This is a genomic window from Sorangium sp. So ce375, from assembly GCF_051473855.1.
In the GTDB taxonomy this organism is placed as follows: domain Bacteria; phylum Myxococcota_A; class Polyangia; order Polyangiales; family Polyangiaceae; genus Sorangium.
In genome coordinates, this window is sequence record NZ_CP150335.1 from 3,298,371 (window position 1) to 3,321,915 (window position 23,545).

Here is a 23,545-nt window from a genome sequence, read left to right on the forward strand (position 1 = left end):
ACGTTCGAGCGGTGGGCCGCAATCAGCGTCACGTCGCGCCGGGAGCCCCCGTCGCGGGCGAGCCCGCCGACCGAGGAGCGAGCGCCTCGAGAGGGTCCGCCTGAGGCCTCTCGGGCTGGACGCGCCCCTCGCGCCCGGGCGCCTCCAGGCGCGAGATCCCGTCGAGCGACTCCGCGGCGCGCCAGACGGGCGAGCGCTGGGCGAGCGCGAGCGCGGCGAGGCAAGCGATCACGCTGGCGAGCGCGCCGACGTTCATCACGCGCTCGTACCGACCTCGCGCGGGGCCCGCGTAGCTCAGCCCGAGCAGCGCGCCGCTGGCCAGGCCCCCGATGTGGGCGGCGTTGTTGATGCGAACGCCCGTGTTCGACGCGTTCACGACGAAGCCGAAGAGGACGATGTAGAACACCGCCTGGAGCGCGAGGTCCTTCCATCGCGGGTCGCGGCGGCGGAGCAGCCATCCGAGCAGGAGGCCCATCACGCCGAACACCGCGCCGCTCGCGCCCGCGGTGCACACGACCTCGGGCTGTACGAAGAGGTTCCATGCGGCGCTCGCGCCGAAGCCGAGCAGGCCCGTGAGCACGTAGGCGATCGCGAACCGCGCCGAGCCGACGGCGGGCTCGGCGGCGCGGGCGAGCATGCCGAGCGTGACCATGTTCATGCCGAAGTGGAGGACGCCCATGTGGACGAAGACGGCGGAGAGCAGCCGGAAGGGCTCGAAGGGCGCGCCGGGCACGAGGAGGAGGGCGCCGAAGCGGAGGTAGCTCGACGCGTCCCACGCCGAGAGCAGGCCGAGATCGCGGGAGTGCGCGGCCACCAGCTGGCCGACGAACACGAACGCCGTGAGCCCGCCCAGGATCTTTGTCGCGAGCAGGCTCCGCCCGTCGAGGCGCCCTCTCGCCGGCGCGGCGTAGGGCGGAGGCGCGAGGAGCGGCGCTCCGCAGCGGATGCAGCTGCTGAAGTCGCCTCCGTTGAGGGCACCGCAGCGCGCGCAGTGCAGCGAGCGCCTCCGTTCGCCGGTCGGCCCCGCCGTCACTGGGCGGTCCCGGCGCGCCGCCCGACGCCGGGGCGTGGGTGGGACCTGAACGATGTACCGAGGGTCACCTGGGCTCCTTTCACGACGGACGCTCCGCTTCGAGGCCGGCACAATGTGGCGGCTCCTGGCCGTAAGGTCCACGGCTTTGGGCCGTTGTCGAGGGGTGAACGCCGTCGCCCTCCCGCGCTCGGTCCCGCCTGTCGGTGCGCGCGCCCTCCTCGCAGGCGGCGCGCGGTGGCTCGCCGGCGGCGCGCCCGCGCTCCTGGACCGCGGGGCGCGCCGTCCCGAGAGGGGCGCGAGGCGGACACCGGTGCGATCCGCGCTGCGTCCGGGTATCGTCGCCGCTGTGACGGCGGTGGCAGCAGCGAGGCCCGATCTCGAGGCGGAGCGCCTGCTGTGCGAGCGCGCGGCGCAGGGCGATCGCCTCGCGCTCGGGCAGCTGCTCCGCAAGTACGGTCCCGCGCTGTACCGCGCGGTGCTGCTGCCGCGCCTCGGCTCCGACGCGGCCGCGCAGGACGCTCTGGCCGAGACGTACGCGCGCGTGATCGAGCGGTTCTACCAGTTCCAGTGGCAGAGCTGCGGCATCTACCCTTGGCTCCGCGTGATCGCCCTGCGCATCGCGCTCGACATGCTCCGCGCGCGCCGGCGCGAGGCGCTCTTCGAGCCCGAGGATCTGCAGCGCGAGATCGACGCCGCGGAGACCGACCTCACCGCCCGCGGTGAGGCCGAGCTCTGCGAGAAGCGCGATCTCGCCGACGCGCGGGCGCGCGTCGAGGACGCGCTCGGGCGCCTCAACCCGCGCTACGCCGAGGCCATCCGGCTACGGGTGCTCGACGAGCGATCCCGCGACGAGGTGGCCCTCGCGCTCGGGGTCAGCGTGGCGACCTTCGATGTCGTCCTGCACCGCGCCATGACGGCGCTCAAGAAGGCGCTGGCCGCGCCGCGCGTCGAGCGGAAGGAAGGGGCGCGATGAAGCCGCGGCTGCCCTCGGATCCGCGCCCGCCGCCGACCGGTGGCGGGCCCCGGGAGCGCGGCGTCGGCCCGGATCGCGGCCCGCGGCTCGCGCTCGTCGCACCCGGGGCCGAGTCGTTCGCCCCCGCGTCCGACGACGAGCTGCGCGCGGCGCGCGAGCTCGCGGAGGCGCTCGATCGGGGCGAGGTCCCGCTCGCGGCCGCGCTCAGGGCGGCCGCGCGCCCCACCGGTCTCGACAGGGCGGACCACGAGGCGCTGCTCGCGCGCGCGCTCGGCGACGAGGGGGCGCCGCCGACCAGGGCCGAGCTCCGCGCCGCCGAGCGCCTGCGGGACGCGCTCGAGCCGCGCGCCCCTGGCGGCGGGCCGGGGCAGGGCGGCGGCCCTGCTGGTGACGGGGCGCTCGGCTCGCCCGACGAGCTCGCGGAGCTCGCGGCCGCGCTCCGGGTCGCGTGGCGTCCGCCGGCGCTCCCGGAGCTCCGGGGGCGCGCGCTCATCGAGGGCGCCTTCCGCGCCTCACCCGCGCGCGGCCCCCGGCGCATCGCGCCGTTGACGATGGCGGCGCTCTCGACGCTCGCCGCGGCCGCGGCCGCCGCGGCGCTGATCTTCGGCCATATCAAGGAAGAGCGCGCCTCCGTCGCGCGCGCGCCCGCGGGCGCTGCTCCGGCCGCGGCGGCCGCCCCGCGGTCTCTGCTCATCGAGGCGCGCTCGACCGCCGCGCTCTTCGATCCGGCCGCGCCGTTCCCGCGGGAGGGCGGTCAGACGGAGCGGATCGATCGCATCGCCGCCGCGCGCGCGTCGGATCTGCGCCAGAACCGCTATGCGGCGTGGGGGGTGCGCTGATGCGGGGCTCACGCCTCGTCGCCGCCTGTCTGGGGCTCCTCGCGGCGGCGCACCTCGGGTGCGCCCCGGACGACGAGCGTGCGCACGCCGCCGGGGGCCCGGGTGATCCGGCGTGCGCGTGCGCACCTGCCCAGGTCGTCGATCCCACCCTCCTCGCTTTCCTTTCGAGGGCGCGCGCCGCGCACCATGCCGCCGACGTCGCGCTCGGCGCGGGCGATCGCGCGGCTGCGCTCCGCGCCCTGGAGGGGATCATCGCCGCGCCGAGGCCGCCGGGGGCGCCGCCGGAGGTCGCCGAGGTGACGGCGGATACGTACGCCCGGCTGGCGGAGCTCCGGAGCGAGGCTGGCGAGTTCGACGCCGCAGCGCGCGACATCGACGCGGGCCTCCAGCTCGCGCCGGGTCCTTCTCACTACCGCGGCCACCTCTACGAGGTCGCGGGCGTGGTGGAGGAGCGCCGCGCGAAGGCGCTGGAAGCGAAGGGGGATCGCGAGGCGGCGACGCAGGCCCGCGCGCGGGCGGTCGGGCTGCTGGAGCGGGCGATCTCGATCCAGGATCAGGTTATTACCGAGGCCCTGAAGGGCTCCCGGGAAAAGCCGCGCTGAAGGGCGCGCCCGCCGTGGTCTGCAATTGCGACGGGCGCGTGTTCGTCGCTAGACTCGAGAGGGAGGGGGCCGCTGCTCGACCCGATGACGTTCCGTGTTCCAAGGCCCAGGCCCGGGTACGATCTCAAATCGCTTCCGCTGAGACCCGCGGAGGCGTTCCTCCTGTCCCGGATCGACGGCGTCCTGACCGATCGGGATCTGTCCTTGATCACGGGCATGTCGCACGGCGATACCGTCGAGGCGCTGCGTCGTTTGCGCGATCTCGGCGCGATCCTCCTGGACGGGGAGCCCTCCGGACATCCTCCGCCGCGAGGCGCGGCGGACGCCGCGCGGCGCGCGGTCACGGCGGATCCGGAGAAGCCGGCGCCCGCCGGTGCCGAGGCCATTCCGCTCGGCCGGGACGCGCTCCAGCAAGCAGAGTCCCTGCCGCTCTACGATCCCGCCGAGCTCGACGAGCCGGTCGAGCTCGCCCCCGACCGGAAGCGGCGGATCCTCGACCTCTACTACCGCCTCGAGGATCTCAGCTATTACGCGCTGCTCGGCGTCTCGGATCAGGCGGACAAGAAGCAGATCAAGAGCGCCTACTACCAGCTCGCGCCGGAGTTCCATCCGGACACCTACTTCCGTAAGCAGCTCGGCTCGTACAAGCCCAAGATCGAGGCCATCTTCACGCGCATCACGCTGGCGCACGACGCGCTGACGTCGAAGCAGCGGCGCGCCGAGTACGACGCGTACCTCGAGCAGACCCACAAGAACCGGGTGATGGCGGCGCTGATCGAGCAGACGCCCCGCGATATCGCCACGATAACGACCGCCGTCGACGCCACGGTGCGCGCTGCGTTTGCCGATCCGCGCGACGCGGGCGCGTCGCCCGGACGCTATTCCTCCGAGCGCCTGCCCGCAGAGCAGGGCGCGCCCGCGGCGTCCTCCCCTGCGGCCGCGCCGGCGGCGCCGTCTTCCGGAGGTGGCTCGCCCGACACCGGAGGCGCACCCGCGCACAGCGCAGCGCCGGCCTCGCCTGCCGCGCCTGCTCCCAGCGCCAAGGACCGGCGTGAGACGTTCGCGCGCAAGCTCACCGGGGGCTTGCGGCGCCCTCCGGCGGCGGCGCCCTCCGCGGCGGCAGTCGCTGCGCCCAGGGCGGCCGTCGCGCCGGCTGCGGCGGCCGTCGCGCCGGCTATCGTGGCAGCCGCTGCGCCGGCTACAGCGGCTGCCGCTGCGCCTGCGGCTGCCGTCGCGCCGGCTGCGGCGCCAGGCTCCGTGGCCGCGGCGTCGAAGACCCCTTCCGGCGTCCGTTCGCCGGAGTCGATACGGGCGGTCGAAGCGCTCAAGGCGCGCTACGAGAGCGCCCGCAACGAGGCGCTTCGGAGCCAGATCGCGCGGTACTCCGAGGTGGCCCGGGCCGCGCTCGAGCGGAACGAATTCGCGAGCGCGGCCAACGCATACCGGATCGCCGCGTCGCTGGCTCCGGAGGACGCCGCGCTCCAGAGGGCGTCGGCCGAGGTGGAGCGCCTCGCGGCGGTGGCGCTGGCGCACGGCTACCTCAAGCAGGCGGAGTACGAGGCACAGAACGGCCGCTGGGTCGAGGCGGCGCTGAGCTACGCGAAGGTGTGCAACGGGCGTCCGGACGACGCCGGGGCGCACGAGCGGGTCGCCTACGCGACGCTCCAGGCCGGGGAGAGCTCGCGGCGGGCGGTGGAGTTCGCGCGGCGGGCGGTGGAGCTCGTGCCTACCTCCGTGGAGTACCGGCTCACGCTGGCGCTCTCGTACGCGGCCGCGGGGCTTGCGAAGAGCGCGGCCGGCGAGCTCGAACGCGCTGCCGAGCTCGCGGGGAACGATGGTAGGCTGCGCGGCCTCGTCGCGCAGGCGCGCGAGCAGGCCAAGCTACAGGGGAAGCAAGTCTAGCGCCGCGCTCCTACGGAAGGCGCGCCGGCCTCGGGCAGGGCCGGGGTGGCGCCTTCCGCAGGGACGGCGCACGATTGGCCCGCTCGGCTCCGCGAAACGGTCTAGCATCGTGGCCTCGGCGGCCGTTCGGGCCGAAGATCACAAGAGGAGCAGCGGCATCGATGGAGCGTGTCATCGGCATTGACCTTGGCACCACGAACTCGTGCGTTGCCATCGTCGAGGAGGGCGTCCCGACCGTCATCCCGAATCGCGGTGGGTACAAGACGACGCCGTCCATGGTCGCGATCACCGAGGCCGGCAAGCGGCTCTGCGGGCACATCGCGAAGCGGCAGGCGATCACCAACGCCGAGAACACGGTCTACGCCGCGAAGCGGCTGATCGGGCGGAAGTGGTCGTCCCCGCAGGTGAAGAACGCGATCCTGACCGCCTCGTACAAGATCGTCGAGGGGCCCCACGGCGACGTCCGCATCCAGCTGCGCGACAAGACGTACTCGGTCCCCGAGATCAGCGCGATGGTCCTTCAGGAGATGAAGCTGTTCGCCGAGGACTACCTGAACGAGCCGGTCTCGAAGGCGGTGATCACCGTCCCCGCCTACTTCAACGACAACCAGCGGCAGGCGACGAAGGACGCGGGGCAGATCGCGGGGCTCGACGTCATCCGCATCGTCAACGAGCCGACGGCGGCCGCGCTCGCGTACGGGTTCGGCAAGAACGTCGAGAAGACGATCGCCGTCTTCGACCTCGGCGGCGGCACGTTCGACATCTCGGTGCTCGAGATCGGCGCGGGCGGTGTCTTCAAGGTCATCGCCACGGCGGGCGACACGTTCCTCGGCGGCGAGGACTTCGACGCGCGCGTCATCGACTGGCTGGTGCAGGGCTTCAAGGAGCAGCACGACGTCGATCTGCGGCAGGACCGGATGGCGCTCCAGCGGCTCAAGGACGCCGCCGAGAAGGCGAAGTGCGAGCTGTCGAGCGTGCTGGAGACCGAGATCAACCTGCCGTTCATCATCTCGAGCGCGCGGAACGAGGCGCTGCACCTCCAGCGGACGCTCTCGCGGGCCACGCTGCAGGAGCTGTGCGAGGACCTCGTCGAGCGGTGCATCGAGATCTGCAGCCAGACGCTCGAGGACGCGCGGCTCGATCGCGACGAGATCGAGGACGTCGTGCTCGTCGGCGGCATGACGCGCATGCCCAGGGTGCAGGAGGCCGTGCGCGACTTCTTCGAGCGCGAGCCGTGCAAGGGGGTGCACCCCGACGAGGTGGTCGCGCTCGGCGCGGCGGTGCAGGGCGCCGCGCTCGTGGACGAGACGAAGCAGATGATCCTGCTCGACGTCACGCCGCACGCGCTCGGCATCATGACCTTCGGGTCGAACTTCGAGGAGCTCATCCCGCAGAACACCACGGTGCCCACGAGCCGGTCGAAGATCTTCACGACGAGCCGCGACAACCAGACCGCGGTGAAGATCCTGGTCATGCAGGGCGAGCACCAGAAGGCGACGGACAACGAGCTGCTCGGCGAGTTCATCCTCACCGGCCTGCGCCGCGCGCCGAAGGGGCAGGTCGAGATCGAGGTGACGTTCGAGATCAACAGCGACGGCATCGTCTCCGTGAGCGCGAAGGATCTGGAGACGGGCCAGCAGCAGTCGATCCAGGTCACCGCGTCGAGCGGCCTCACGAAGGAGGAGGTCGGCGAGATGATGGAGGCGGCGAAGGAGTACCTCGTCGATCGCCGCGCGAGCGACCAGTTCGAGGGCGTCCGGCAGGAGGCCGAGAAGCTCATCGCCGAGATCGAGCGGATGTTCCCGCAGGTCGAGCAGATCGTGGCGTCCAGCGACTTCGGCCGCGACGCCATCGGCAAGGCGCGCGGGATCGTGGACCGCGCGCGTCAGGCCATCGGTCGGCGCGACGCGGCCGCGGTCAAGGAGCAGATGGAGGCGCTCTCGCGCACCCACCGGATGTTCAAGGGTGTCGTAGCCAGGCCACAGGGGTGAAGGGTGGCCGCGATGAGGGAAGACGATGCGGTCGGTGCCGCCTGACTCCAAGACCCTGGACTCCTCCTGGGGGCTCGACGAGGTGGACGAGCTCGAGGACACCCAACCGGTCGCCTCGAAGGAGCTCCTCGCGCTGGCCGCGCTCGCTCGCGAGGAGAAGGGCTCACCCCGCATGGAAACCCCGCCCGCCGGCACGCCCATGGAGCCGGATGCCGAGGGCAAGATCACGCTTCCGCCGCCGATCCCGGTCAGCGACTACGTGGCAAAGATGATGACCCGTCGCTCCCACTCGAGCTCCGAGATCACCGCCCAGCGGCAGCGCCCTCCGGAGGCCCTTCCTCCGGAGGGGTACCCGCCCGTGCCGCCTCCGCGCAGGACGATCCCCTGGGAGCCGCCGCCCGGCACCTCGTTCCCGGGCAAGCACGTCTCTCTCGGCCGAGAGGCCGCGCGGCTCGGCCTGGAGTGTGATGAGCCCGGGGTCCCTTCGCGTCCAGGCGGGCGGATGGGCTTCGGGGCGCTCGACGCCGAGCGGGACTTCGGGTCGGAGCTCGACGACGATCTCCTGCGCGAGCCGAGCCAGCCGTACCCGCGCAGCTTTGGCGAGATCGACGTCTTCGGCGGCCCGCCGGTCGACGCGCGGGACGTCCACGTCCCCTCTGGACCGAGGGGGCGCGCTCCCGGTCCGGACGACGGAGGGCCGCTGGGGATCGATTTTCGCCTCGACCTCGGCTTCGAGGAGCCGGGCTCTCCGATGGACGAGCCCCCGATCACGCCGCCGCCCGGCACGCTCCGTTACGGCCTGATCGTGGAGGACGACGAGCCCGCATTCCGCGGCGGGACGGGGGCGCTCGCCGGATCGACCTCGTACAGGGTCTCGGCCGACGCCCAGGGCGCGGCGCGTGCTCCGCGCAGGTCCGAGACGGAGCGCGCGCCCGCGGCCGTTGCGAAGGTCGACAAGGGGGTCCATTCGCGCGCGACCGAGCCTCAGCTGGGCGCCCAGGGGCCGCGGGAGCAGATGCAGTACCGGTTCGATCAGGGCGACTTCGGCGGCGCGCTCGTCCTCGCGGAGGGCCTCCTCGAGGAGAACCCGAAGGACTGGATGGCGCGGCAGTATGCGGACAGCTGCGTCGAGATGCTCCGGCAGATGTACCAGTCGCGGCTCGGCGACGGCTCGCGCGTGCTGCGGCTCGCGGTGTCGCCGGATCAGCTCCGCTCGTTGAACCTCGATCACCGCGCGGGTTTCCTGCTCTCGTGCATCGACGGCTACAGCTCGATCGACGAGATCCTCGACGTGTCGGGCATGCAGACCCTCGAGGCCCTGCGCCTGCTGTACGAGCTCGTGCAAGAGGGGATCGTCTGCAGCGTCTAGGTGTCGACATCGGCTGATGTCGCCGCGCCGCGTCGGATCCTTTCGAGCGGGCCGCCGCATCGCTTCGGATCGTTCCTGAAGGGCCGCTGCGTCTCCTGACGCGCCTTTCCGTGAAAGCGCAAGCTCGCTAGGTTGCACCGGTGCGCACGGCTCTCCAGGCCGCTGTCGGTCTCCTCCTCGCGCTGCTGGCCGGCCGCACGGGCGTGTCCCTCCTCTCCACGATCCAGCCGATCGAGCTCGGCGCCTCAGCGCACCCGCCGCCGGCCGCTCCCCTCGGCGCGGCCAGCGCCGCGCCGGCGCCCGCGGCTTCGGTGCAGGCGCCTGCGCCTCCGCCGGACGCCGATCTCGCGGCGCACGCCGATCCGATCGCGAGCTACACGCTGCGGGTGAGCCTCGATCCGGCGCAGCACACGATGCGCGGCGAGGGCACGCTGGTCTGGCGGAACGCCTCGCGCGAGCCGCAGCGCGAGCTGTTCGTCCACCTCTACCTGAACGCCTTCAAGAACCGGCGCACCGTGTTCCTCCGCTCGCCCGTCGACGGCTTTCGCGGCAGCGACTTCCTGTACGATTACGGACACATCCAGGTGAAGCGCTTCGCGGTGCGCGAGATGGAAGGCGCGGACGTCTGGCCCCAGGGAACGCCCACGACTCCCGGCGATCCCGACGACGAGACCGACATCCGCGTGGAGCTGCCGAGGCCCGTCGCTGCGGGCGACGCGATCACGATCGATCTCGCGTGGGACGCGCACCTCCCGTCGCTCGCGCTCAGGACGGGCCACTACGGGAGCTTCCACATGGTGGGGCAGTGGTTCCCGAAGATCGCCCGCCTCGAGCCCGACGGGACCTGGGCGCACTTCCCTTACCACCGGCTCTCGGAGTTCTACGCCGACTTCGGGGCCTACGACGTGACCGTCGATGTCCCGGAGGGCTTCGCGGTCGGCGCGACCGGCCGGCTCATGGAGGAGCGACGGGCCGACGGCCGAGCGATCCGCCGGTTCGTGCAGGAGGACGTGCACGACTTCGCCTTCGCCGCGTGGGACCGCTTCCGCGAAATGCGCGCGACGACCGACGACGGCGTCGCGATCCGGTGCCTCTTCCCCGAGGGGAGCGAGCGCGCTGCGGAGCTGGAGATCGACCTGGTCCGGTTCGGCCTCGCGCGCTTCGGCGCGGCGTTCGGCCGTTACCCCTACGGCACGCTCACGATCGTGCACCCGCCGGAGGGCGCCGAGGAGGCGGGCGGCATGGAGTACCCGACGCTCATCACGACCGGCGGCAGCTGGCTCTGGCCCGCCGTGGGCCTGCGCTTGACCGAGGCGGTCACGGTGCACGAGCTCGCGCACCAGTGGTTCTACGGCATCGTCGCGACGAACGAGCACCGCTACCCGTTCCTCGACGAGGGCCTCACCACCTACGCGGAGGCGGACGCGCTGCGCGCGCGCTACGGCGCCGGCTCGGAGGCGCGCCTGCTCGGGATCGAGATCGACCTCTGGGCACAGTACCGCGCCGACGCGCTCACGTCGGGGCACAACGGCCCCATCAGCCAGCCGGCCGCGGGCTTCGTCGATGGGACGGACTACCTCGGGCTCGTGTACGGAAGGCCCGCGGCGCTCCTCGCGACCCTCGCCGGCGTATACGGCGAGGACCTCGTGCGCCGGGCCGTCGGCCGCTACGCGCGCGAGAACCGGTTCCGGCACCCTGGCCCCGAGGCGTTGCTCGACGCTGTGCGTAAGGAGGTGGGCGACGGCGCGGCCGAGGCGCTCCGCGCCGGGATCTTCGAGCGCGCGTGGGTCGACTACACCGTCGCGGCGTTCGACGCGTGGCCCGCGGACGGCGCGGAGCCCGCGCCGGGCGAGGCCGGGCTCGAGGCGGCGGCTTATCGCGGCCGCGCCGTCGTTCGGCGCCGCGGCTCGCTCGTGCTCCCCGTAGACATCGCGCTGCACGGCGAGGACGGGAGCGTGCAGCGGGCGCGGTGGGAGGCGCGCGAGAGCGTCGCCGCGATCCCTTACGCTGGCGCCTCCCCGCTCGTCGCCGTCGTGATCGACCCCGACCACCGGGTGCTGCTCGACGAGGACCTCACGAACAACGCGCGCCGAGCGGATCCTGACCTCCTCGCGCCCGGCGTGCTCACGCGGGCGAGCTTCACGGTGGGGCTCGCGCTCACGCTCCTCGGGCCATGAGCGCGCCGGTGGAGCGGAGCGCGAGCGATCCGGGCTCGCAGGGGACCGCGGGGGTCGACCCGCCTCGCGAGCGGCGCGCTGCGGGGCGCCCCGCAGCGCACGAGCGGCCCGCCGCGGTCGCGCTCTACTTCGGCTACCGGGCGCTCGCCTCGCTCGTCGTCGCGGCGCCGCTCTCGGTATTCGTCGCCCGGGTCGTCGGCGAGTACCCGCGCGGCGACGCGATCCTCTTCGATCCCGGCGGACTGATGCTCCGCGAGCTCGTGCGCCTGTCGGCGCTCGCCGCCGCCGCCCTCGCCGTGCAGCTCGGCGTGGGCGCCCTGCTGGCCGCCGCGCTCGGGCTGGTCCCGCTCGCGGTGCTCCTCGCCGCGCTGAGCCAGGGGGGCCCGCTCTCCGCGCAGGCCGTGGGAGGCCGCGCGGCGCGCGCCCTCGGCCCGCTCGCGCTGCTCTGGGGCATCGCGCTCGCGGCGCAGGTCGCGGCCGCGGCGCTCGTCCTGCTCCCCGGGACGAAGCTGTGCGCGGAGCTCCTGGTGCTGCCGCGCAACCGCGACCTCGCGGCGATAGCCGTCGCCGTGATCGCGCTGGTGCCGGTCGCCGCCCTCGGCCTGGTCCACGACCTCGCGCGGGTCGCCGTGGTCGGCGAGCAGCGGGGCTTCTATATGGCCGTCTCCCGAGGGTTCGACGCGCTGCGCGCCGCGCCGCTCGCGGCGGCCTGGGCGTGGGCGTACCGCGGCGCGCTCACGGTTGTCGCGCTCGCCGGGGGGGCGTGGGGCGTGCACCTTGCCGGCGCCAGCGACGGCCCGAGCGTCGCCGCCGCGTTCGCCGCGCAGCTCGCGGCGTTCGCCGCCGCGGCCTACCTGCGCGCCTCGTGGCTCGCGGCCGCCTTCCGGCTGCTGGATCGCGCCGCGCCCACGCACGAGCGCGACGAGCACACGGTGCCAGACGACGGGGCCGGATGACCGCTCCGCTCCCGCACCTGCGGCCCGCGCGCGGGTAGGGTAGGTAGGGTAGGCAGGGTAGGGAACGTGCCGAAGAATTCCTTGACATTCGGCCACATCCGCGTAACGTAGCCCGCCCGTGACCGACGCCTCCGGCGCAAGCGCGGGGCCCGCAGCAAGCCCAGGTAGCTCAGTTGGTAGAGCAGAGGATTGAAAATCCTCGTGTGGGCGGTTCGATTCCGTCCCTGGGCACTACCCTTCTCTTTCTTGTACCGGCGAGCAGACGCAGCCGCACCATCCTCGCAGTGGTTGTGTGAGCTGCAGCTACGCCTGCAACCCTTGTCGTGGGTTCGCGAACTCCGCCTCTCGCCAGGCGGCCTCGGCGGCCGGCTCGCAAGCGAGGCGCAGCGGCCTGTTCAGGAATACTTTCGCGGGTTTGGCCACATCGGGTGACAGTGGAACTTGGTTCCGGTGCGGTAGCGATCCTGATAAGGTGGCGGGGGGATCACTCGTTGCAACCTGAACACTCCGGAGGCGCCCCAGGGAACGGCGTCTCCTCATGGAGGCTCCCTCATGGCCGATCGTCGTGTCGACTCCTCGCGAAAGAGCTCTCCGGAAACGGCCTCCGCTTCCGACTCGGCGCCGCGGAGCCGGCCGTCCGCGCCAAGTAGCGAGGCCAGCGAGACCGCTCGGAAGAAGAAGATCCTCGTCGTCGACGACTCGCTGACTTCGCTGCTGTCACAGCAGCTGACGCTCGGCGTGGACGACTACGACATCGTCATCGCGCGCAACGGCAAGGAGGCCATCGCGAAGGCGATCGCAGAGCGCCCCGATCTCATCCTGATGGATGTCGTCATGCCGGCGATGGACGGCTTCCAGGCCTGCAGGTGGCTCCGCGCGTTCGACGCGACGAAGACTGTGCCGATCATCATGATGACGACGAGGAGCGATCAGACGAGCATCAAGATCGGCTTCGCGAACGGGTGTACCGACTACCTCATCAAGCCTTTCGACAGCGATACGCTGCTCACGAAGGTCCGCACCCACCTCGGCGAATAAGCGCTCTCGCCTCCCCGGCGTGTCCGGGGCGCAGGAGGCTCCGCTCCGGGAACCGAGCCGAGACTCTACGCGGACAGGCGCCCGGCGCCCTTCGCGCGGTCAGCGATCAGTTGTTAATGGGCGAAGGCGTTCCAGAACCTGAGCCTGGTCCCGAGACCGACACAGCCATCCAGGTTGTCGACCTCCGCGTTGCAGCCATCGGCGTCGACCACACCGCCGCGGCACGCGAACTCGTCATCCAGGCAGGAGAGGGCTTCGTCGAACTGGTCTTCGCAGCCCTCCGCTACTGCGTCGCGCTCGATGTCTTCGAGGTCGTCCACGCAGTCCTCTTCGTCGTTTGGGCTGCAGTCCCCTGTGCAATTGCACGTGTCCTCGCACATACCCGAGATAGATGTCCCACAGCCCGGAAGCATGGCGAGCGCAAGGGCGACCGTGAACGAGCAAGCGAGCTTCAATGTCGTACCTCCGAGCTGGTCGCGCGGCGCGCGAGCGACGATGTTGTAGCCTGTCTATCCCGTCTGCGGAGGAGGTACAAGTCGCACGTTCGGCCTCCTGAGCACGCGAGGCAGCGCGCTCGCGGCGCTGCGGGATGGCGCCCGGCGGCGCGTTCGCCCGCGTGCCTCCAGGCACCTTTGCAGCCGTCGCTTCGCCATGCCGGCCACGCAGCGCGTCGACTCGTCTGCTGCCGGGGCTCATGCGCCCGGCTCACGCCTCTACGGAGGCTCCCGCGCCGGCGACGAGCGGTATTGGCCATCGGACCCCCGCCCACGCAGGTATTTCCGGGGCCGCCCTTGCCCGCTTCGTTCCGCTCAACTCCCACTCCATGCGACCCCGTCCCGTTCAGTTCCGCGTGGCGCCGTCAGCCTGCGCCGGCCAGAGCCGACGGAAGCCGACGCCGAGGATGACGCCGTCGTCGCGTTGCACCAGGCCCCCGAAACGGCACTTCTCGATGAGCGTGCCTTCCGCGAGATCACCGCCGTCCTGAAACCGGATACGCTGTCCTTCGCTCAGGGCGGCGAAGACGCGGGCGTCCGCCGCCACGACACCGAGGGATTCCCGGGCGGGGACGCGCAATGGCGCGATATCCGCGAGGCGAGCGCGGCGAACCAGGCCACGATGGCTCCTGGAGCGCGCAGGCACCGACAGGTCTGTTTCGTTGTGGACGGAATGTGCTGCTTCTGGGGCGTCGACCCACACGTCGACCGTGGCCCCGCGCCTGAAAAGAACCACCCCGGGCAGCGCCTTGCCCGTGGCGGTCGTGAGCATGACCAGCTCACCCACACCCGGCTCGCTCGACGCGCGCCCGCCGAGGCGCTCACGCACCGCGTCCACCGTGGGCGGCGCGGCGGCAGGCGCTGTGATGCGATCGGCGCGGCCCAGGTGGAGCAGGGGGAGCGAGAGCTTGCGCACCATCGACCCCGATCATTCTACCCGAACCGACGCGCCCTCGCTCGGGGGCAGTCCCGGAATCCGCGCCTGAAGCCGCCCGGGTGTCTCCCGCAAGGCAGGCGCTGCCGGCCCGCGGCTACAGGCCGATGGCGCCGCGGTACATCCACCCCGTCTTGCCGCGGTGCTCGACCTTGTACCAATCGTTCTGCCGGCCAACGAGCTTGACCCGAGTGCCACGCACGAGCCGCATGACCACATCGCCCTCCTTGGGCGCGCCGCGGACGAGCGCAGTGTCCCAGCTCACCGTGGCCATGCCGCTCACCGCGGTCTCGCTCGTGGTCGTGCCGGCGGCCTGCTCCCGCTCGTCGCCGCCCGCCTCCGCCTTCGCGGCGTCGGCCTGCGCGCCCGGAGGAAGGAACGTGGCAGTGTAAACGAGGGAGTACCGGCGGTACTTGTGCGGGACTTCCTCGAGGGACACGTTCGAGAACTCGCGCGCTGCGCACTGGAGAATGGCGCTGACCGTCGAGCCGGGCAGGCTCGTCTTCTTCCCCTTGACGACCTGGACCTCCTTCTTCTCGAAGTTGAGCTCGAAGCCGATCGGGAGCTTGCCGTCGACGCCGAGCGCCGCCGGGCACTGGGCGAGCTCCTTCAGGCGGGGCAGGGCGATCGGATCGAACTGGAGCTCTCCGCAGTCCTCGACCTTCTTGTTCTTCTTGTCGGAGCAGCGCGTGATCCTGCCGGGGCCGACCACGACCTGCTGCTGGTTCTTCGCGGCGGCCTCCTGAGGCTTGGCCTCGGGCTCCGCGGTCCCGGGCGCGGCAGCCGCGGGGGGTGGCTGCGCGGGCGCCGCCGTGGCCTCGGCCGTCGGCTTGGTGTCGGCGGGCACGGTCGGGCCGATGCGGACGCCGGCGAGCTTGGGCCACGCGATGCCGACGACGAACCCCACGAGCGCGATCACCCCGATCCGCGACCAGACCGGCTGCTCATCACCGGGACGGGGGATGTCGACCGTCAGCGGGCGCTGCCTCTTCGCCATGTCCGCCTTCGCCATGTCCAGCACGTCGCCTAGCACAGGTGAGCCGTCAGAACGAAATAGTCCGTTCGCTCGGGGCCGCGGGCCGCTCAGTCGCCCGCGGCGCCCGCCGCCTGGAGGAGCGGTCGCACCCGGGACTGGGCGATGGCGTAGACCGCTCGCACGCCATCGCGCCTGGCATAGACGACGTTCGTGCCGCGGTAGACGTCGCCCGCGCCGATCGCGATCGTGAAGGACCCCGTCGGCGCACGCAGCGGGCCCGCGTCGCCGTCACCCGCCGGCGCGGCCCGTGGCCGGGAGAGCTCGACGGTGATCCGGAGGCGCGGCGGGCTGAGGCCATGGTGCCGCTCCGGCTCGCCCAGCGCGACGGCGCCCTCGGCCCGGAGGTCGGCGAGCGCGTCCCGGACGCTTGCGGCCGTCGCGGTGGCGCTCGCCGGATCGGCCGCTCCCACGAGGGTGAAGCCATCCGGCGAGCGCTCGATCACCACCGGCTTCGCTCCCTGAGGGACCAGCGTCACCCGAGCGAGCTCGTCAGGCGGGACGAGGAAGACGTCGCGGCGGAGCAGCAGGCGATCGGCCGCGGCCTCGATCGCCGGCGGCGCGATGAACACGGTGGCGCCGTCTCCGGTGCGCGCGAAGGAGCCCGCGCCGGCGCGCGCGCCAAGGTCCACGCGGGCCGTGTGTGTCGCCGAGCCGGCGGTCCCCTCGCCGGGCTCCGGCCCGGGGCCGAGCTCGGCCTCGACGACGAGCCGGGGCGCGCCGAGCCCATAGCCCTGGCCGGCGCCCGCGGCGACCCAGCGCTCGGCCTGGAGGTCGGCGAGCTGCTCGGCGAGCTCGTCAGCCAACCCGCCGTCGGCCGCCAGGCCCTCGCCGCTCGGCTCGACGAGGCGCCAGGCGCCGTCCCCCGTCCGGCGGAGCCGCTGGACCTGGCCGTGGCGCTCGACGCGCAGCGCGCTGATCTGGTCGGGCGCGAAATCGAACACCTTCATCGAGCGCAACGACACGTCGGAGGGGAGGAGCGCGCCGGCGGCCAGGGCCGGGATTTCGGCGATCGCGCCGTCCTCGAGCCGCCGGACGTGCACCATGCCCTCTCGCTCGGCGCCGATCTCGAGCGTCTCGATCCGCTCCTGCGGCTCGCCCTCGTCGGTCGCCCTGGGCGGCGTCGAGACCACGCGGAGGGTGGCCCGGGGCGGGGCGAGGCCGAGCGCCTCGAGATCGCTGGCCCCGGGCAGGAGGCGGGTGGCGCGGACGTCGAGGATCGCCTGGGCCAGGGCGCGGCCCGTCTCCGTCGGGACAGGCCGGTCCTCCGGGGCCCGCAGGTGCCACTCGCTCCCGGTGCGCGCGAGCTCCAACGAGCGCTCGCCGGCAACGAGCTTCACCTCGGCGATCTCGTCGAGCGGGGCGGCGACGAGCGCGAGATCGACGAAGCGCGACGCCTCCTCGGTGAGCGGGTCGAGCACGCTCGCGGGCACGCAGGCGGCCGCGCGCGTGGGCTCGCGCCGCACCGCGACGACGTGGTCGGGCCGGCCTGGGCAAGCGCCGCCGACGTCGATCACGCCGCGCTTCGCCGAGGGATCGCTCGGCTTCAGCGTCAGCGTGACCCGGGGGCCGCCGGAGGCCGCGGCCTGCTGCGCTTCCTCCTCGGAGAGGAACGCCTCGGCCTGCATGCGATCGAGCGCCGAGAGCACGAGGTCGAGCGCCGGCGCGCTGACCCGGACGCCGCTGCCCTCGGGCGAGCCCTCCTCGAAGCGGAAGCCGGCCCCACGGCCGCCGCCCCAGGGGGCGCGCGAGAAACGCCGGGAGCCGCCGTCGCCGTCGAGCGTGAGGCCCGAGAGCTCCGCGGCGACGTAGGGCACGAAGCTCCGCGAGCGGAAGCGATCCGGAGGCACGTCGAGGGCCGCGGCGAGCTGCTTCGTGATGACGAAGACGCCGCGGCCCGCGACCTCGGCGTAGACAGCGCCGGGCGGCGTGGGGGCGCCGGCGCCGAGCAGCAGGCGTTCGCGGCGCGGGCCCATCGCGAGCGCGATCGAGATCCTGGGCGAGGCCAGGCCGAGGGCGGCCGGGTCGCTCGCCTCGGCGGAGACGCGGCGCTCCGCGGTCGCGAACTCGAGCGTGCCGAGGAGCTGGTCGACCGTGGGCTCGTCGGCCGGGTAACGCTGCCCGTCGATCTCGACGTTCCAGGCGCGCTGACCCGCGTCGTCGGGCTCGCCGCGGGTGAGCCGCGCGGTCTGCTGCGCGCCGGGCGGCGCTCCGGGCAACGCCATCGTCACGGTGAGCTCGGTGATCTCGTCGGGCCGCCACGCCTCGAACAGGTGCTTCTTGCGGCGCCCGGCCTCGTCGGTGGACACCGAGCCCCGGTCGAGCACGAACAGCGCGATGGCCGCCGCGGCGGCGAGCGCGACAAGGAGCAACGTCGTCGCGTGCCGGCGGAGGGGCCGCATCACGGCGGTCCTTCGCGCTCGGCCTCGGCCGACGCGCCGCGCGCGCCGCGGCCGGCCGGCGAGCCGGGGCCCCCCTTGTCGCCGGGGCGGCGCTCGGCGCCGCGCCGCGCGAGGTACACGGCGAGGCCGAGGAGGGCCGCGGCGAGCGGCATGTACACGACGACGTAGCGGAAGATCCCCGCGAGCGAGTCCTCGCTGATCCGCAGGCCCGCCGTGACCGACGGCTTGTCGGGGATGTCGAGCATGGGCGGGCTCGCGGCGAGCCAGGACAGCGCGCTCTCGACGAACACGGCCGTCCCGCGGAGCTCGGGGCTCTGCCAGTTCGCGCCGTAGAGCACGCCGGGCGAGCCGACCACCACGACGCGCGGCCCGTGCGCGGCGCTGGATCCCGCGGGCTTGGGCAGCTCCGAGGCGCACGCGACCGTGAGCGGTCCTGGGTGATCGCCGTCGCGCGGCTTCGGCTCGGACGGGTCCCGGGCCCAGCCGAAGAAATCGACCATGCCGAAGGCGCTGTCGCTCGTCACGAGCAGGGGCGCCGGGACCACCGGCCCGCTCGCCGTGGACGCGAGCGAGCTCGCCACGGTGAGCACCGGCCCGAGCCCATGATCGGCCGCCTTGACGAGACCTTCGGTGATCGGGTGTGGCCTTACGATCGGCGAGAAGGTCTCGCCGAAGCCCTGCGTCGAGCGGAGCTTCGGGTCGAGCTCGAACACGAAGTCCGACCGGAGCTCGACCCCCGCGACGGCGAGCAGGCTCGAGAGCCCGAGATCCACGTACTGCTGATCGCTCTCGTCCGGAACGGGGCCGAGCGCGAGCAGCGCGCTGCCGCCCTTCTCGATGAACGCGCGGTAGCGGGCCACGTCGCTGGCCGGCACCGGCTGGCTCGGCCCGGCGAGGACGAGGACACGGCAGCGGCCGAGATCGACCTCCGGCGCGGGCTCCGCCGGCGCGGCGCGGGCCTCCTCCTCGTCGCCGTGTCCGTCGTCGCCGCGGCCGCCGCCGAGCTCCGCGACCTCGTAGTTGTTCTTGTTGAGCCGGTCCTTGAGCGCCGCGAGCCCGCCGGCTCCGCCGGCCTCGATCGACTTCTCGCCGTGCCCGGTCGCGAAGCAGACCATCGGCCGCTCGCTGCGCAGGACGCTCCGGATCGCGCCGGTCAGCGCCTGCTCGAGCCGCGGGCGCGACCGCAGGTCGTCCTCGTCCTCGACCTCGACCAGGTCGCTCGCGGTCAGGAAATGGGGCCGATCGCCGCGCGCGACGATGATCGCCGCGTCCGTGACGATGCGCCCGTCCTCCGTCTTGCCCGCGACGACGCCGTAGCGCTGCTGCACCGCCAGGAACTCCGCGGGGCGCCGGTCGGGATCGGTCACCTGGACCTCGATCCGCGGGTTCTCGGCCCGGTACGCGTCGAGCTGGTGCCGCACCGACAGCGTCAGGGGGTCGCCCTCGGAGAGCAGGACGTAGACGCGGATCGGCTCCTCGATCGAGCGCAGGGTCGAGACGGTCGCGTCGCTCAGCGTGTACAGGCCGCCCTGCGTCCAGTCCCAGCGCTTGTAATGGCGGGCGACGAGCAAGTTGACGAGCACCGCGAGCACCATCGCCGCGATGATCCCGATGCTCACCGAGACCTTCTCGCCGAGCGACGTGCCCGGCGGCGGAGCCCCGGCCTGCGCGGGCCGCTCTCCGGACATCAGCCCCACCTCCACGCGTCCACCGCGCGCACGGTCACGAACAGCGGCAGCGCGATCACCGTCCCGTCGAACACGAGGCGGCGCAGATCCACGATCCCACGGGAAAAATCGTTCATCTGCGTCCACACCGAGATGTAGGCGCAGAGGTCGTGCGCCGGGCCGTCCGGGAAGATGAACTCGCCGATGCCGAGGATGAACAGGCCCATCACCGCCATCGTGCTGAGCACCGCGGCCATGAGCTGGCTCTTCGTGAGCGCGCTGGTCATCGTCCCGATCGCGAGGTAGCCGGCGCCGACCGCGAAGACGGCGAGGTAGCTCGCCCCCACGACCCGCCAGTCGAGCTCGCCCGTCCGGCCGATGAGGACCACGTAGAGCAGCGTCGGCGCCCACATGGCGACGTACGTCACGAGCGCCGCGGCGTACTTCGCCAGCACCACGCCCGCGGAGCTGACCGGCGCCGTGAGGAGCGCCTCGATCGTGCCGCTCCTGCGCTCCTCCGCGAGGAGGCGCATCGTGAGCAGCGGGCAGACGAAGAGCAGCGGCAGGTAGATCAGGATCGTCTGGCCGAAGAAGACCTGCACCGGGCCTGTGTCGGCGGAGAGCTCCACCTCGCCCGCGAACTGGGTCGCGATCAGGAAGAAGTGCACGCCCTGCACGAGCAGGAACGTGGTGATGAGCACCCACGCGAGCGGCGTCACGAAGAGCGAGAAGAGCTCTCGCTTGAAGATCGGCCAGAAGCCCCTCACCGCCGCTCCTTCGCCGCGCCGCCCGCGCCGCGCCGCAGCGCGCCGCTCTTTTTCGGCTTGCGGACCGCCGGCCGAGGCGCCTCGCCGCCGTCCGCTCCGGGCTCGGCCGGGTCTCCGTCGACGCCCCGCGCGCTCCGCGCGTCAGCGTCGTCGGCCGCGGTCAGCTCCGAGAAGACCTGCTCCAGCGAAGGCGCGTGGGGCACGAGCTCGCGCACGCCGAAGCCCGCGCCGACGAGCGCGGCCACGAGGCGCTCGGCGGCCTCGCCCGCGTCGGCGCCCGCGTCGAACTCCACCGTGAGCCGCGCCGCGTCGCCGGCGGCCTCCGCTTCCGCTTCCGCCGAGCGGACCCCCGCCGCGCCGCGGGCCGCCGCGAGCGCCGCGTCCGCCGCTCCCCGCACGACGACGCGCACGCCGGACGACCGGCGCATCGCGCGGATCTCGTCGATCGACCCCTCTGCGATGAGCCTCCCGCGGGCGATCACGAGCGCCCGCGTGCACGTCGCCTCGACCTCGGAGAGGATGTGCGTCGAGAGGAGCACGGTGCGGTCCCGGCCGAGCCGGCGCACGAGCGCGCGCACCTCGCGGATCTGGTTCGGATCGAGGCCCGCCGTCGGCTCGTCCAGGATGAGCAGCGGCGGGTCGCCGACGAGCGCGTCCGCGAGGCCGACGCGCTGGCGGTAGCCCTTCGAGAGGTGGCCGATCAGGACGCTCGCGACGTCCTCGACGCGCGCGTCGCGGAGGGCGCGCGCGACCGCCTCGCGGCGCGCGCGTCGCGGCACGAGCTTGAGCTCGGCGCGGAACGCGAGGTACTCCGACACGCGCATCTCCGGATAGAGCGGCGACGTCTCGGGCATGTACCCGAGCGCGGCCCGCGCGCGCATCGGCTCCTCGGCGATGTCGTGGCCGGCGACCCGCACCCGGCCGGACGTCGCCCCGAGGAACCCCGCGAGGATGCGGAGGGTCGTGCTCTTGCCTGCGCCGTTCGGCCCGAGGAACCCGACGATCTCCCCCTGGCTCACCTGGAACGAGAGGTCGCTCACCGCCTGGTGGGAACCGTAGGACTTGGAGAGGTGCTCGACCTCGATCATCGTGGCATCGGGCGCAAGGGGTCAGGGCCGCCGGCGCGGCGCGGTGCGCGCGGGCAGGCCGGTCGATCGCGCGGAACGCTTAGCGCACCGGGCGGGGCAGGGGAAGCGCGCGCCGGGCTCTGGCGCGCTTTGGGGACGAAGCGCACGACGACGAGCGCGACGATGGACGCCGGCGAGTAGCCAGAGCCGCGCGTCTCTGGTAACCCTGCGCCGTCGCGCCCGGCGGCCCGGGCGCTCACGCCATGGGCCCCTCTGCAAGGCGACGCACCCGGTGCGCCGAGCGCAGCGGCCCCCTCACACTCACCGCTGCACCATGGATCAGACGCTCCTCCGGTCGTATTTCTCGACCATCTACGAGTTTCCCACGCCGGCAGGGACGCTGCGCGTCTCGCTGGACGGCGAGATCGTCCAGGATCAGGCCGGGCTCCCCGAGCTCCTGACCCGCAAGTTCGCGGTGCTCACCGCCTACAACCCGCGGTCGATGCTCATTCCCCGCCGGGTCAACGATCAGCGCCACCACGTCCTCCGCGATCTCCTGATCCTCGGCTGCTACCGGGTCGAGCCGTGCGTCGGCTCCGAGGCGGAGCCGGAGGGCATCTGGCGTGAGCCGGCCTGGCTCGTCCACGGCATGGACCGGGACGAGGCGATCGCCTTCGGCCGCGTCTTCCGGCAGAACACGATCGTGTTCGCGCAAGGCGGCCGGCCGGAGCTCATCATCACGGATCCGACAGCAGACGACATCGGCCGAACTTTCCAGGGCAACTGGCGGGTGCGCTCCTGACCGGAGCGGCCCCCGCGGACGCGGATCGCCGATTCCATGTTGAAACGTACCCGCAAAATGTGGGTTCATGCCTTGGCGTTTAGGGATGGGCGGACCGGCCTCGCTCACCACATGAGGAGACACAGCAGAATGCGCACCCAGGTCACCCTCGCAGCGCTCGTCGCGGCGCTCGGGCTCGTCGCCGGCGCTGGCGGCTGCGGCCAGAACAAGGTCTCGGAGTGCAACGCGCTCATCGAGGTCATCAACAAGGGCGTTCAGAGCATCGAGAAAGGCACGAAGGCCGGCACCGAGCAGGGCGGGTCGAGCGAGCTGAAGGCGATGGCCGATGCGATGGACAAGGTGGCGGCCGACGCGGCGCAGGTGAAGCTGACCACGCCGGAGCTGCAGAAGTTCTCGGGCGAGTACCAGGCCATGGCGAAGGACGTCGCCAAAGCGGCGCGCGATCTCGCGACCGCGGCGGACGCCAACGACGCCGAGAAGAGCAACACCGCCCAGGCCGCGATCGAGAAGGCGATCAAGCAGGAAGATCCCCTCGTCGACAACATCAACAAGTTCTGTCAGGCCCCCTGACGGGGGGCGCCCCCGAAGGGCTCCCTCTTCGATCGCGGCGCGCCCGGGCCGCCGGGCGGCGCGGCCTTAGAGCGGCGGTCACCCGCACAGGAGACGGGCCCAGATCGGCGTTTTCGGCGCGGAAGCGCACTCCTGTGCGCTGAGCACCGAAAACGTCGAGATGGGCCCGTATCCGACGCGGGTGACCGCCGCTCTAGCGCCTGCGATCAGGGGACGAAGCGATAGCCGACGCCGCGCACCGTCAGGAGGTGGCGCGGCGTCGTCGCGTTCTCTTCCAGCTTGTTGCGGAGCTGGAGGATGAAATTGTCGATGGTGCGCGGCGTCCCGTGGTGCGTCGGGCCCCAGACCTTGGCCTGGATCTGCTCCCTCGACAGCACCCGGCCGCCCGCCTCGGCGAGGCAGAGCAGCACGTCGAACTCGGTCGCCGTCAGCTCGATCAGCGCGTTGCCGCGGCGGACCTCGCGCGTCGCCGCGTTGATCACGATGTCGCCCGCGCGCAGCTGCGCCCCGTCAGCGCGCGCGATCGCGTCGCGCCGGAGCACGGCCTTCACGCGGGCGAGCAGCTCGGCCAGGCTGAAGGGCTTCGTGATGTAGTCCTCGGCGCCGAGCTCGAGGCCCATCACCTTGTCCATCTCGGCGCCGCGCGCGGACAGCATGATCACCGGCAGGGTGTGCCGCTCGCTCCGGAGCATGCGGAGCAGCTCGAAGCCGTTCAAGCGGGGGAGCATCACGTCGATGATGACGAGATCGATCCCGCCGCCGCGGGCGACCGCGAGCCCGCGCTCGCCGTCCTCGGCCACGACGACGCTGTAGCCCTCCGCGGTCAGGTTCATCTCGAGACCCATCGCGATGCTGGGGTCGTCCTCCACGAGCAGGACGGTCCGCGCCGGTGTCTGAGGGGTTCGGGTCATGCTGAGGAGGTCCTCTAG

Annotated in this window: 20 protein-coding genes and 1 tRNA gene; 12 read left to right on the top strand and 9 right to left on the bottom strand. The window is 72.7% G+C overall.

Translation table 11 applies throughout. From position 1 onward, the window contains the following. Nucleotides 1–28: 28 nt before the first annotated feature. Complete coding sequence (locus WME90_RS12515; RefSeq protein WP_437281334.1) at nt 29–1,033, bottom strand: rhomboid family intramembrane serine protease; 1,005 nt, start codon at nt 1,031–1,033, stop codon at nt 29–31. A gap of 310 nt (nt 1,034–1,343) precedes the next feature. On the opposite strand from WME90_RS12515, the gene WME90_RS12520 reads away from it, so the two are divergent. The 10 genes from WME90_RS12520 to WME90_RS12565 all read left to right on the top strand — a co-directional run bounded on the left by WME90_RS12520 (nt 1,344) and on the right by WME90_RS12565 (nt 12,880). Beyond that, entirely contained in the window at nt 1,344–2,006 is a 663-nt protein-coding gene (locus WME90_RS12520) for an RNA polymerase sigma factor (RefSeq protein ID WP_437281335.1), read from the top strand. Continuing rightward, the gene (locus tag WME90_RS12525; RefSeq protein WP_437281336.1) at nt 2,003–2,845 is read left to right on the top strand and encodes a hypothetical protein; all 843 of its coding nucleotides are present in this window, start codon (nt 2,003–2,005) and stop codon (nt 2,843–2,845) included. Before WME90_RS12520 ends, WME90_RS12525 begins: the two co-directional genes overlap by 4 nt. Beyond that, complete coding sequence (locus WME90_RS12530) at nt 2,845–3,447, top strand: hypothetical protein (RefSeq protein WP_437281337.1); 603 nt, start codon at nt 2,845–2,847, stop codon at nt 3,445–3,447. Before WME90_RS12525 ends, WME90_RS12530 begins: the two co-directional genes overlap by 1 nt. Before the next feature lie 84 nt (nt 3,448–3,531). Next, complete coding sequence (locus tag WME90_RS12535; RefSeq protein ID WP_437281338.1) at nt 3,532–5,349, top strand: DnaJ domain-containing protein; 1,818 nt, start codon at nt 3,532–3,534, stop codon at nt 5,347–5,349. Between the two features lie 161 nt (nt 5,350–5,510). Further along, nucleotides 5,511–7,340: a molecular chaperone DnaK gene (gene dnaK, locus WME90_RS12540; protein WP_437281339.1), complete on the top strand. Its 1,830-nt coding sequence runs from the start codon at nt 5,511–5,513 to the stop codon at nt 7,338–7,340. Nucleotides 7,341–7,374: 34 nt separating this feature from the next. Beyond that, nucleotides 7,375–8,709: a hypothetical protein gene (locus WME90_RS12545; protein WP_437281340.1), complete on the top strand. Its 1,335-nt coding sequence runs from the start codon at nt 7,375–7,377 to the stop codon at nt 8,707–8,709. A 140-nt stretch (nt 8,710–8,849) separates the two neighbouring features. Next, on the top strand, nt 8,850–10,886 hold the full coding sequence (locus WME90_RS12550) for a M1 family metallopeptidase (RefSeq protein WP_437281341.1): 2,037 nt from the start codon (nt 8,850–8,852) through the stop codon (nt 10,884–10,886). Beyond that, on the top strand, nt 10,883–11,842 hold the full coding sequence (locus tag WME90_RS12555) for a hypothetical protein (RefSeq protein WP_437281342.1): 960 nt from the start codon (nt 10,883–10,885) through the stop codon (nt 11,840–11,842). Before WME90_RS12550 ends, WME90_RS12555 begins: the two co-directional genes overlap by 4 nt. Before the next feature lie 158 nt (nt 11,843–12,000). Beyond that, nucleotides 12,001–12,073: transfer RNA gene (locus WME90_RS12560), tRNA-Phe, on the top strand. A 321-nt stretch (nt 12,074–12,394) separates the two neighbouring features. Next, nucleotides 12,395–12,880 (top strand): response regulator, encoded by a 486-nt coding sequence (locus WME90_RS12565; protein WP_437281343.1) that lies wholly within the window; start codon nt 12,395–12,397, stop codon nt 12,878–12,880. A gap of 113 nt (nt 12,881–12,993) precedes the next feature. Here WME90_RS12565 and WME90_RS12570 read toward each other — a convergent pair whose 3' ends face one another. The 7 genes from WME90_RS12570 to WME90_RS12600 all read right to left on the bottom strand — a co-directional run bounded on the left by WME90_RS12570 (nt 12,994) and on the right by WME90_RS12600 (nt 21,265). Then, entirely contained in the window at nt 12,994–13,200 is a 207-nt protein-coding gene (locus tag WME90_RS12570) for a hypothetical protein (protein WP_437281344.1), read from the bottom strand. 520 nt (nt 13,201–13,720) lie between these two features. After that, complete coding sequence (locus tag WME90_RS12575) at nt 13,721–14,203, bottom strand: hypothetical protein (protein WP_437281345.1); 483 nt, start codon at nt 14,201–14,203, stop codon at nt 13,721–13,723. A 202-nt stretch (nt 14,204–14,405) separates the two neighbouring features. Continuing rightward, nucleotides 14,406–15,320: an SH3 domain-containing protein gene (locus WME90_RS12580; protein WP_437281346.1), complete on the bottom strand. Its 915-nt coding sequence runs from the start codon at nt 15,318–15,320 to the stop codon at nt 14,406–14,408. Nucleotides 15,321–15,391: 71 nt separating this feature from the next. Next, a complete protein-coding gene (locus WME90_RS12585; protein WP_437281347.1) occupies nt 15,392–17,743 on the bottom strand; it encodes a DUF4340 domain-containing protein in 2,352 nt (783 codons plus the stop codon). Next, on the bottom strand, nt 17,743–19,431 hold the full coding sequence (locus tag WME90_RS12590; RefSeq protein WP_437281348.1) for a GldG family protein: 1,689 nt from the start codon (nt 19,429–19,431) through the stop codon (nt 17,743–17,745). Before WME90_RS12590 ends, WME90_RS12585 begins: the two co-directional genes overlap by 1 nt. Continuing rightward, the gene (locus WME90_RS12595) at nt 19,431–20,177 is read right to left on the bottom strand and encodes an ABC transporter permease (RefSeq protein ID WP_437281349.1); all 747 of its coding nucleotides are present in this window, start codon (nt 20,175–20,177) and stop codon (nt 19,431–19,433) included. Before WME90_RS12595 ends, WME90_RS12590 begins: the two co-directional genes overlap by 1 nt. Beyond that, nucleotides 20,174–21,265 carry an ABC transporter ATP-binding protein gene (locus tag WME90_RS12600; protein WP_437281350.1) on the bottom strand — a complete coding sequence of 364 codons (1,092 nt, stop codon included), beginning with the start codon at nt 21,263–21,265 and terminating at the stop codon, nt 20,174–20,176. The genes WME90_RS12595 and WME90_RS12600 overlap by 4 nt, the downstream gene beginning before the upstream one ends. A 313-nt stretch (nt 21,266–21,578) precedes the next feature. Here WME90_RS12600 and WME90_RS12605 point away from each other — a divergent pair, with 313 nt between their 5' ends. Then, nucleotides 21,579–22,046: a DUF3293 domain-containing protein gene (locus WME90_RS12605; RefSeq protein ID WP_012235064.1), complete on the top strand. Its 468-nt coding sequence runs from the start codon at nt 21,579–21,581 to the stop codon at nt 22,044–22,046. Nucleotides 22,047–22,175: 129 nt separating this feature from the next. Continuing rightward, the gene (locus WME90_RS12610; protein ID WP_437281351.1) at nt 22,176–22,616 is read left to right on the top strand and encodes a hypothetical protein; all 441 of its coding nucleotides are present in this window, start codon (nt 22,176–22,178) and stop codon (nt 22,614–22,616) included. Nucleotides 22,617–22,822: 206 nt separating this feature from the next. Here the strand turns inward: WME90_RS12610 and WME90_RS12615 are convergent, their stop codons facing one another. Continuing rightward, nucleotides 22,823–23,527 (bottom strand): response regulator transcription factor, encoded by a 705-nt coding sequence (locus tag WME90_RS12615; protein ID WP_437281352.1) that lies wholly within the window; start codon nt 23,525–23,527, stop codon nt 22,823–22,825. Nucleotides 23,528–23,545 lie beyond the last annotated feature (18 nt).

What these genes read in the sequence shown, in the direction of transcription:
- WME90_RS12555 (WP_437281342.1), top strand. Translation starts at nt 10,883, where the DNA reads ATGAGCGCGCCGGTGGAGCGGAGCGCGAGCGATCCGGGCTCGCAGGGG.
- WME90_RS12565 (WP_437281343.1), top strand. Translation starts at nt 12,395, where the DNA reads ATGGCCGATCGTCGTGTCGACTCCTCGCGAAAGAGCTCTCCGGAAACG.
- WME90_RS12585 (WP_437281347.1), bottom strand. Translation starts at nt 17,743, where the DNA reads ATGCGGCCCCTCCGCCGGCACGCGACGACGTTGCTCCTTGTCGCGCTC.
- WME90_RS12605 (WP_012235064.1), top strand. Translation starts at nt 21,579, where the DNA reads ATGGATCAGACGCTCCTCCGGTCGTATTTCTCGACCATCTACGAGTTT.
- WME90_RS12530 (WP_437281337.1), top strand. Translation starts at nt 2,845, where the DNA reads ATGCGGGGCTCACGCCTCGTCGCCGCCTGTCTGGGGCTCCTCGCGGCG.
- WME90_RS12600 (WP_437281350.1), bottom strand. Translation starts at nt 21,265, where the DNA reads ATGATCGAGGTCGAGCACCTCTCCAAGTCCTACGGTTCCCACCAGGCG.
- WME90_RS12525 (WP_437281336.1), top strand. Translation starts at nt 2,003, where the DNA reads ATGAAGCCGCGGCTGCCCTCGGATCCGCGCCCGCCGCCGACCGGTGGC.
- WME90_RS12610 (WP_437281351.1), top strand. Translation starts at nt 22,176, where the DNA reads ATGCGCACCCAGGTCACCCTCGCAGCGCTCGTCGCGGCGCTCGGGCTC.
- dnaK (WP_437281339.1), top strand. Translation starts at nt 5,511, where the DNA reads ATGGAGCGTGTCATCGGCATTGACCTTGGCACCACGAACTCGTGCGTT.
- WME90_RS12580 (WP_437281346.1), bottom strand. Translation starts at nt 15,320, where the DNA reads ATGGCGAAGGCGGACATGGCGAAGAGGCAGCGCCCGCTGACGGTCGAC.
- WME90_RS12535 (WP_437281338.1), top strand. Translation starts at nt 3,532, where the DNA reads ATGACGTTCCGTGTTCCAAGGCCCAGGCCCGGGTACGATCTCAAATCG.
- WME90_RS12590 (WP_437281348.1), bottom strand. Translation starts at nt 19,431, where the DNA reads ATGTCCGGAGAGCGGCCCGCGCAGGCCGGGGCTCCGCCGCCGGGCACG.
- WME90_RS12615 (WP_437281352.1), bottom strand. Translation starts at nt 23,527, where the DNA reads ATGACCCGAACCCCTCAGACACCGGCGCGGACCGTCCTGCTCGTGGAG.